Below are 6,338 nucleotides of genomic sequence, written 5' to 3'. Positions count from 1 at the left end.
GACACGCATGCGGTGGGCGGCTGAGTTTCTCGCCGCACGCCCTTTCCTGAACCGAGCCGGGCGCCGATCTTTGGCGCCCGGCGCGCATCTGCCGAATCCATGAATCGCTTCCTTCCGCTCCTGCTTGCGCTGGCCGGCGCCGTTTCGGTACTCGCCTACGCGCCGTTCAACCTGTTTCCGCTCATGCTGCCTGCCTTGGGCGCCTTGCTGTGGGCGTGGCGATCGGCGACGCCGCGCCGCGCCGCATGGCTAGGCTGGTGCTGGGGTTGGGGCGCCTTCTTCGCCGGCATCGGTTGGTTGATGGTGGCGCTGCATCGCTTTGGTGGCATGCCGCTGCCGCTCGCGATGCTGGCGATCGGCCTGCTCGCGGCTTTCATGGCGTCTTTCCCCGCGCTTGCTGGCTACCTGTTCGCACGTCTGCGCCACGGTCATTGGGTGGTCGATGCAGCCCTTGTTTCGGCGGCGTGGGCGCTGACCGAATGGGTGCGCAGCTGGTTATTCACCGGCTTCCCCTGGCTTGCGATCGGCTATTCACAGACGCCGCCGAGCCCGCTCGCCGGGTACGCCGCGGTGCTCGGCGTGTATGGCCTCGGCTTCATGCTGATCGCGCTCACCGCTGCACTGGTGTTCGGCTGGCGCGCGAGCGCACGGGCGCCGGCCGTCGCGGCTGCGGCGCTGATCGCCTTGGCCGGATTCGGGCTCACGCAAGTGCGCTGGACCGAAGCCTTCGGCGCGCCGGTGAAGGTGGCCCTGGTGCAGACCAACATTCCGCAAGACATGAAGTGGGACCGCGAGCGTTTCGAGACCGTGCTGCGCGCAAACCTCGACGTGCTGCGCGAAGCGCGTGGGCAGATCATCGTGATGCCGGAAACGACGCTGCCGATGCTGCTCGAACATGTGCCGCCAGACTACCTTGCGGCCATCGCCGATGGCTTGCGCGCGCAGCGCGCTGCGGGCGTGCTGGGCGTGTTCACGCGCGATGCCGAGGGTCACATCTTCAACAGCGCGGTGACCTTGGGCGAGGCCGCGCCGCAAAGCTACAGCAAGCGCCACCTGGTGCCCTTCGGCGAATACTCGCCGCCACTCTTCGGCTGGTTCTACAAGCTCGCGAACATTCCGATGTCGGATCAGAGCCGCGGCCGCTCCGCCGCGCCGCTCGATCTGGCGGGCCAGAAAGTCGCCGTGAACATCTGCTATGAAGATGTGTTCGGCGAGGAGCTGATCGCGTCGCTGCCCGAGGCGAGCCTGATGCTCAACATGAGCAACCTCGCGTGGTACGGCGAATCCCACGCGCAGCCGCAGCACCTGCAGATTGCGCGCATGCGCGCGCTGGAAACCGGCCGCCCGATGCTGCGCGCCACCAACACTGGCATGACGGCCGTGATCGCGCCGGACGGCAAGGTCGACGCCGTGCTACCGGCCTTCACCCGCGGCGTGCTGCAGGCCGAAGTGCGCGGCTACCGCGGTATGACGCCGTATGCGCGCGTCGGCAACTGGGCGGTGGTGTGCGTCGCCCTGATCCTGCTCGGCTGGACCGTGGTCAGAAAGCGCCGCTCCTGATCCCGTGCGTTGCGGGATAATGGCGCCGGACTTCCGATGGAGTACGCCATGCCCCGCGACACCGCACTGCCGATCCAGCACGCCTGCGAGGGCGCCTGGCAGGCCCACGAATTGCCGGCGGCGATTGCCAGCGAATTCGGTCACCACTTCCTGCTTGCGTTGCCCGAAGGCTACAGCGCCGACCCGCAGCGGGCGTGGCCGCTGGTGGTGTTTCTGCATGGCCGGGGTGAATGGGGTGACGACCTCGCGCGGGTACGCAGTCAGGGCGTCGGCGCGCTGATCGATGGTGGCGTGAAGCTGCCAGCAATCGTGGTGGCGCCGCAGACGCCCGAGAACCAGATGTGGCAGCCGGCGTTTGTCGACGCCGTGATGCGCTGTGTGCAGGCGAATTGCCGGGTCGATGCCTCGCGCGTGTATCTCACCGGGCTATCGATGGGGGCGATGGGCAGCCTCGCGCTGGCGGCGACTTTCCCTGATCGCTTCGCGGCGATTGCGCCGATTGCGGGCGGTTTCCCTAACGACGGCATGAGCCGCTTCTACAACGTGCCGCTCGGCGCGCTGGATGCCTGGCAGGCGGCGCTGGCCGCTTTGCGTGGCGTGCCGGTGTGGGTGGCGCATGGTGACGCCGACGACATCGTGCCGATCGAGTTCAGCCAGCGTGTCGAATCGGTGCTGCAGGCGGTCGGCGCCGATGTGCGCTGCGTTTGGATGCCCGGTGTCGGGCACGATAGCTGGACCGCCACCTACCGCGACACGCCCGAATTCTGGCGCTGGCTGTTCGCGCAGCAGCGCACCGATGCTTCCAGAAGCGCCACCGCCGACGCGGCGGCCTGGGCCGGGCGCTATCGCGGCGAGGGTGGCGTCAGCGGCGAGCTGACGGCCGAGGGCGATCGCCTGCGCGTTCGCTGGCAGCCCTCGGGCATCGGCGATCTGCTGTTGCCCGCGCAGGGCGATTGCTTCGTCGGCACCATGTTGCTGCGCTTCAGCCGCGATGCGCACGGCCGTGTAGTGGAATTGCCGGGTCTGGGAGCGTTGCGCGACGTCGCCACTTGAGCCGCGTCAGCCCTTTGCAATTCGCGGCGGGCGTATGCTCGCCAGGATTTTCCATCGTGCAGCGTGGCGCTTGAGGGGGGCTTCACCATGTTCGAATCGGCAGAACTCGGTCACAGCATCGACAACAAAACCTTCCGCAAGGAAGTCGAAGCCCTGCGGGTGGAACTGCTCAACGTGCAGTTCGAACTGCGTGAAGCCGGCAAATTCCCGGTGATGCTGCTGATCTCCGGTGTTGATGGCGGGGGCAAGAGCGAGACCATCAACCAGCTCTACGAATGGCTCGATCCGCGCTTCCTGTCCACGCTGGCGTTCAGTGAGCCGACCGATGAAGAGCGCGATCGGCCGCACATGTGGCGTTACTGGCGCTCGCTGCCGCCGAAGGGGCGCATCGGCATCTTCGCCGGCTCCTGGTACTCCAGCCCGATCGCGGATCGTATCGACGGCAAGATCACGGCTGACCAGGCTGATCACGAGATGGCGCGTATCAACCGGTTCGAGGGCATGCTCGCCAACGAAGGCGCGCTGGTGCTGAAGTTCTGGTTCCACCTGTCGAAGAAGGCGCAGCGCGCGCGCTTTGAAAAGCTCGAATCCGACCCGCGCACCGCATGGCGCGTGACCAAACAGAGCTGGTCGCGGCTCAAGACGCACGATGAACTGATCGATGTTGCCGGCCATGTGCTGCGCATCACCAACACGCCCTGGGCGCCTTGGATCGTGGTGGATGGTTCCGACGACAACTACCGCAACCTGCGCGTCGGCAAGGCATTGCTGGAGGCGCTGAAGTACCGTTTGGCGAACGACACGCCGCAGCACTACCCGGTGGCGCCGCCGATTCCGCCGCGCATCGACGGGCGTGATGTGCTGACCGCGCTGGACTTGAGCAAGCAGATCGAGAAGGACACCTACGAACGCCAGCTCGCGAAGTGGCAGGGGCGTTTGTCGGAACTGGTGCGCCATCCCAAGTTTCGCAATCGCGCACTGATGCTCGCCTTCGAAGGCTCGGACGCGGCCGGCAAAGGCGGTGCGATCCGGCGCGTGACGGCGGCGATCGACGCGCGCCAGTTCCAGATCGTGCCGGTCGCTGCGCCAACCGATGAAGAGCGTGCGCAGCCCTACCTGTGGCGCTTCTGGCGCCATGTGCCGCGCAAGGGTCGGATCACGATCTTCGATCGCACCTGGTACGGCCGGGTGTTGGTCGAGCGGGTAGAAGGCTTCTGTGCCGAGGCCGACTGGCTGCGTGCCTATGCGGAGATCAACGACTTCGAGCACGCGCTCGACGTGGCTGGCGTGATCGTCGTGAAGTTCTGGCTGCAAATCGACGCCGACGAGCAGCTACGCCGCTTCAACGAGCGCGAGGCGACCGACTTCAAGCGTTTCAAGATCACCGAAGAAGACTGGCGCAACCGCGACAAGTGGGATGCCTACCGCGAAGCGGTGTGCGACATGGTGGACCGCACCAGCACCGGCCAGGCGCCCTGGACGCTGGTTGAGGCCAACGACAAGAAGCACGCGCGCATCAAGGTGCTGAAGACGGTGTGCCAGCGCCTGGAGAAAGAACTCGGCCTCTGATCGCCGCGATACCAATAGCCAACGGCGCACGGCAACGACGTGCGCCGTTTTCATTTCGCCGGGTGTCAGCCCTTGAAGCGGGCGGCGTGGGCTTGCAGCGCGGTGAGCTGCGCCACGATCAGATCCTGGATGCGTTTGTCGACGAGATTGCCGTCCGCGTCAAAGCTGTCGGAGAAGGCATTGGCGAACACTTCCGGCTTGTTGAGCGGATGCAGATCGAGGAACACGCAGCTCTGTCGCAAATGGTATTGGGCGCGCGAGGTGCCCATGCCACCACCAGCGCCCATGATCGCGCAGGCCTTGCCTGCAAGCAGCCGGTTGTCCGGTTCGCGCGAAGCCCAGTCGAGTGCGTTCTTCAGGGCCGGCGCCATCGAATAGTTGTACTCGGGGCATACCAGCAGCAGGGCGTCGGCCGCAGCCATCTGCGCGAAAAGTGCTTCCACCGCGGCCGGGCGCGCCGTGATGTCGGCGTTGTAGAACGGCATTGCGGAGAGGTCGGCGACCTCGATCGTCATGTCCGCCGGTGCATTCGCGACCGCGTAGCGAAGCAGCCCCTTGTTGCGCGATTGGCGGCGCAGGCTGCCGCAGATGCCGAGTACGTTCATGGAAGGTCTCCGTGCGTGGGATGTTGCGGGGTGGACTTGGTGCCGCCTGCAACACGCAGGCGCTGCATCAATGACCAGCATAGACCCGCCGGGTTCCGGCGACTCTCCTGTGCGAGACGATTTCAGAATGCCGCGTGATCCGCGATGCGGTGGCGTGCGACGCTACGCAGCGTGAGCACCAGCCCCAACGCGACCAGCGTGAGACCCACGACCAGGCCGATCCAGAAACCATACACGCCGGTGACCGGGTAGGCGTCGAGGCCGTGGTAGCCGAGTCGCGCACCGAGCGGGATCGCGATCAGCCAGAACGCACCGATCATCAGCCACATCGGCATCATCGTGACCTTGTAGCCCCGCAGCGCGCCGACCGCGCAGACCTGTGTGGCATCCGAAAACTGCCACACTGCGGCGAACAGCAGCAGCGTGGAGGCGATTGCCTGCACGGCAGCGTCCGGTGTGTAGAGCGCGACGATCGCTTCGCGCCCGAGCAACACCACGGGCACCATCGCAGCCGCGATCAGCAGTCCGATCAGCACGCCGCTCCAGGCGATGAAACGCGCGCCGCGCGGATCGCCGCCGCCGAGCGCCTGACCGACGCGGATCGAGATGGCGGTGGAGAGCCCCAGCGGCAACATGAACACCAGTGACGCGAAGTTCAGCGCGACCTGGTGCGCGGCGATCTGCACCGCACCGAAGCGGCCAATCAACAGTGCCACGCCAGCGAACGCGGACACTTCAGCCAGCATCGCCGCGCCCATCGGCAGCCCGAGCTTGAGCAGATTCTTCTGCCGCGGCCAGTGCGGCCAGCTCCAGCCGTGCCACAGGAAGACCTCGCGGTAGATACGTGCCCGTGCGGTGTACTGCGCCATCATCGCCAGACCGGCCCACATGCCGATGCCGGTCGCCCAGCCGCAGCCGACCCCGCCCAGTGCAGGCAGACCAAGGTGACCGTAGATCAGTACCCAGTTGAGGAAGAAGTTGACGGCGAGTCCGAGCGCGCCGAACACCATCAGCGGGCGTGTGTGGTTGATGCTGGCGGAGTAGAAGCCCAGCGTGCGCGTCAGCAGTGCAGCGGGCAGGCCCAGCACGATGCCCCACAGGAACTGTGTGACCTTGGCCGCCAGCCCCGCCTCGATCTGCGCGGCCGCCAGCACCGCGGGCACTGCCGGCATCAACAGGAAGGGAATGACCCCCGAAATGCCGGCAAGCCACAGCCCTTCGCGGGTGTCGGCGATGATGCCGGCCTTGTCTCCCGCGCCGTGATGATGTGCCACAACCGGGCTCAGCGCTTGCGAGATGCCGAGCAGGGACAGGAACACCGGCGCCCACAGCGCCACGCCCAGCCCCACCACCGCCTGGTCTTCGGCCCCGGCGTGGCCAGCCATCACGGTGTCCATCAAACCCATCAGGATGTACACCATCTGCGCGGCCACCAGCGGGCCAGTAAGGCGCAGCAGTTGGCGGGATTCGGACAGGAAGCGGGGCAGGCGATGCATGAGGAACCGAGGCTGGCAAAGGCGGCAGTGTAGCCGCCCGCTGTATCCGGCTTGT

The 6,338-nt window shown here is 66.4% G+C and carries 5 protein-coding genes; 3 read left to right on the top strand and 2 right to left on the bottom strand.

Translation table 11 applies throughout. From position 1 onward, the window contains the following. The first annotated feature begins 99 nt into the window (after positions 1-99). The 3 genes from lnt (at position 100) to pap (ending at position 4,182) form a co-directional block, all read left to right on the top strand. Positions 100-1,560: an apolipoprotein N-acyltransferase gene (gene lnt, locus ACE3P0_RS15905; RefSeq protein ID WP_374403698.1), complete on the top strand. Its 1,461-nt coding sequence runs from the start codon at positions 100-102 to the stop codon at positions 1,558-1,560. Between the two features lie 48 nt (positions 1,561-1,608). Further along, positions 1,609-2,613, top strand: coding sequence for an alpha/beta hydrolase-fold protein (locus ACE3P0_RS15900; RefSeq protein WP_374403697.1), 1,005 nt, complete (start codon positions 1,609-1,611; stop codon positions 2,611-2,613). 87 nt (positions 2,614-2,700) lie between these two features. Beyond that, positions 2,701-4,182 carry a polyphosphate:AMP phosphotransferase gene (gene pap / locus ACE3P0_RS15895; RefSeq protein WP_374403696.1) on the top strand — a complete coding sequence of 494 codons (1,482 nt, stop codon included), beginning with the start codon at positions 2,701-2,703 and terminating at the stop codon, positions 4,180-4,182. Positions 4,183-4,247: 65 nt separating this feature from the next. On the opposite strand, the gene ACE3P0_RS15890 is transcribed toward pap, so the two are convergent. Beyond that, positions 4,248-4,787: an NADPH-dependent FMN reductase gene (locus tag ACE3P0_RS15890; protein ID WP_374403695.1), complete on the bottom strand. Its 540-nt coding sequence runs from the start codon at positions 4,785-4,787 to the stop codon at positions 4,248-4,250. Between the two features lie 122 nt (positions 4,788-4,909). Continuing rightward, on the bottom strand, positions 4,910-6,283 hold the full coding sequence (locus tag ACE3P0_RS15885) for an MATE family efflux transporter (protein WP_374403694.1): 1,374 nt from the start codon (positions 6,281-6,283) through the stop codon (positions 4,910-4,912). Positions 6,284-6,338: the final 55 nt, after the last annotated feature.

The sequence above is a fragment of the Niveibacterium sp. genome (genome assembly GCF_041909475.1).
GTDB lineage: Bacteria > Pseudomonadota > Gammaproteobacteria > Burkholderiales > Rhodocyclaceae > Niveibacterium.
This window is presented reverse-complemented; position numbering and strand designations above follow the sequence as displayed.